General features: G+C 39.1%; 2 protein-coding genes and 1 pseudogene. All 3 read right to left on the bottom strand.

Annotated features, from left to right (window positions below; genetic code table 11):
- Nucleotides 1–308: pseudogene (locus AC1DRF_RS20475) on the bottom strand (helicase-related protein); the annotation flags it as partial.
- Between the two features lie 209 nt (nt 309–517).
- Complete coding sequence (locus AC1DRF_RS20470; protein WP_097823468.1) at nt 518–1,879, bottom strand: purine-cytosine permease family protein; 1,362 nt, start codon at nt 1,877–1,879, stop codon at nt 518–520.
- Nucleotides 1,880–1,899: 20 nt separating this feature from the next.
- Nucleotides 1,900–3,286, bottom strand: a 1,387-nt coding sequence (locus AC1DRF_RS20465; protein WP_477741543.1) for an aldehyde dehydrogenase family protein, incomplete at its 5' end; no start/stop codon positions are given.

Below are 3,286 nucleotides of genomic sequence, written 5' to 3'. Positions count from 1 at the left end.
GCATCAAACTCTATACCTTTTCTCGTTTCTTTAGCAAATAACTTATCTATAGCTTGAGGTTTATACCCTTTCACCTCAAAGCCTTTCTCTGTTAAATATGACTTTCTGCTTTTTTTAGATACAGAAGAAACAACTGCTTTTCTCCACGTAGTTCCCCAGGCCTTTTTAATAAAAGAGTGCCTGTCTGTTAAATAAGTCTCAAAATCCGGACATTCGTCTTGTTCACCTAATACGCTTTTTATATCCTGTAGTAATGTATGTTTAGTTTTTTCAATGGCCCTGCTTTGAATAGCCTCTAATTCGAGCATAAAATTCTCCTTTGGAAAGTTTTCCTACGTTTATTATAGGAAAGACCCCTTACAGAATCAAATACATGTTATTACTTTATTTTCAGCTCGATCAAGAACCTCTCTTTTCCCCGCTTTTGCTTATTTCTTAGCTATTTTTAACACAAAAAGCTCCTTTAAATAGGAGCTTTTTGATTATTTTTGATAATTCAGTCTATTTTAAACGTATATCAAGCATTTTTGTCGATTCCCTTTGAGTAAGGGATGGAAAGCTGTGAAAGTTTGGTTAACAATACATGCAAAACACCTGTAAATAAAAAAGCTAAGATCGTTGCGCCTGTGGCTAGCGGGTGAACGTACGTAAAATAGTAGGCAAATACAGCCCCCACTATGTAAGATACATACACATGAAGGTTAAAGCCTTTTGTATACCAGTACAGTTTATTTTGTTTTTCTAAAATAGCTGAAACGTCATAGTGTTTTCGGCGAATGATATAATAATCAACAAGAACAATCGCAATAATAGGAATAAATAAGACACCGATCATAAGCAAAAAGCTTTGAAAATTTGTCATCAACCACTCTTTTAATAAAGAACCTAGGACTGTGACAACTCCCATGGTTAGTGCCGGTATCCAGAACCTCTGCTTTGGAAAAATAGATAAATAAGACATTGTCGCGCTATACAATACCATTACGTTGGTTGACAGCACCGATAAAAAAATTACGATGGCAGCTACTAACCCTAACATCGGACTATATGCGCCAATTAAATTTACCGGGTCATACGTTTGCGTCATATTTCCGAGAATTGAAAAACCAGAAACCGTTGCGCCTAATCCCATCGCAATCAAAGTCGCAACGTTATAGCCTAAATAAGTGCCCGCAATGCCTGTTTTTTCAGATTTACAGTTTCGGTTATAATCGCAAACAATAGGAATCCACGTAAAAGCTGTAGCTACTACAATATCAAAAGCTAACATTCCTGTAATACCAGGATTTTCGCTTGCTTTCATTTGAATTAATTTTGCTGCATCAAATTCAATAAACAAGTAGCTAAACACAACGGTTGCCAAAATGACCATAAGCGTAGCTACTAATTTTTCCGTTGCTTCAATACCTTTATGCCCGTATATAGAAATAGCTACTACCAACACTTGAGTAAGAATTGTAAATAGATTGATATTGCTGTAACCGGTCAAAAAAGTAACGGCATGATTTAAACTTAGCCCTGCCATGTAAGCTTGAATCCATGCCCAGCCGATTAACGTAATAAGATTCACAGCAGCAGGAAGCATAGCACCTCTTTGTCCAAAAGCTGGTCTCATCAAAACCATGGTTGGAAGACCGGTTCGAGTTCCGATATTCCCCATCAACACGAGCGGTATGGCACCAACTAAAGAGCCAAGCACAATAATAAATAAGGCCTTTAAAAATGTCATATCGGGTACAAACAGCATTCCGGTAAAAACGGTCGTTACCACCACATTGGCTCCTATCCACATGGAAAATGTAGAGAAGAAGCCCATACTTCTTTTATTCATTGCAATCGGCTGCACATCATCATGGGCGAGACCACTTTTTGTTGTCATTCCTATTCCACCTTTCACTTTTATTGATACCAATTGGCTCGAGCTAGCTTGGAATTTGTATTCACATGTTTTGTTTCAGTAAAAGCAGCTAATCCTGATGGACCTAACTCCCGGCCAATGCCGCTTTCTTTAAAACCGCCCCACGCCGTTTCAATATGAGGCGTATGGTAGCCGTTGATCCAAATCGTTCCCGCTTGAAGATGTTCAGCAACTCGCTCTGCTTTCATTACATCATTCGTTAAAATTCCTGCAGCTAAACCAAACCTCGTGCCGTTGGCAAGTGCTATGGCTTCTTCTTCACTTGAAAAAGATTGAACGGTAATGACCGGACCAAATATTTCTTCTTGTACGACTTTCATATGCTGCTCCACATCGACGAGCACAGCCGGCTTTATATAGTTTCCACCTTCGCAGTCAATTAACGTTCCTCCTGTTAATAAATTCGCACCTTCTTCTTGACCTAGCTTGATAAAATCCTGTATTTTGTTCAGATGCGCCTTGCTAATAACCGGACCCATCTCCGTTTCTTCTCTTAAGGGGTTACCAATTTTTATAGCAGCAACAGTCTCCGTAAGAGCAGAAAGAAACGGCTTATAAATGGATTCATGTACGAGTATACGCGATGAAGCTACACACACTTGCCCTTGGTTAAAAAACGAGCCAAACATTGTCCAGTCTACTGCAATATCAATTTCACTGTCTTCGAAAATAAGAAGCGGAGATTTCCCTCCCAGTTCAAGCGAAACTCTTTTCATCTCTTTTGCGCACTGCTGATAAATACGTTTGCCTGTTTCTGATCCTCCTGTAAAAGAGACTTTGGCTACGTCTTTGTGTTCAACAAGGGCACTTCCCACTTTACCGTCTCCTGTAAGTAAATTAAACACGCCTTCTGGTATACCAGCTTTTTCACATAGTGAAGCTAGCTTTAAAAAAGAAAGTGGCGTTAATTCTGACGGCTTAAACACTACTGTATTTCCAGCTGCTAAGGCAGGAGCCAGCTTCCACATACCAAGCAGCAAAGGGAAATTCCAAGGAACAATCAGCGCGCATACGCCGATAGGTTCTTGAATGATTTTACTGTTTGTATCGTCGAACATGTCCTTTGTCCACGGCTGGTTTTCTTCTATTAAATTTGCGTAATATCTTAAACAATTAATCGTATCTTCAATATCTAACTGCGCTTCTTTTATCGGTTTGCCAGTATTTAATGTTTCTGTTTCAGCGAATATACTCGCTTCATTTTCTAATAAATTTGCTAGTTTCTTAAGTACCTCTACACGCAGTGATTTATTTTTTTTCCATTCACTCTGTTCAAAAGCCTGCTTTGCTTTACCTACCGCTTCCTCTACTTGTTGAAGCGACGAATCAAATACTTTCGCTATGATCTTATTGGTCGCTGGGTTGAGT

The sequence above is a fragment of the Priestia sp. P5_B4 genome, assembly GCF_056400385.1.
Note: the sequence above shows the minus strand (reverse complement) of the source record. Positions and strands in the feature narration are given on the sequence as shown.

Bases quoted from the DNA above. Each gene is read 5' to 3' on its own strand.
- AC1DRF_RS20470 (WP_097823468.1), bottom strand. From the start codon at position 1,879: ATGACAACAAAAAGTGGTCTCGCCCATGATGATGTGCAGCCGATTGCA.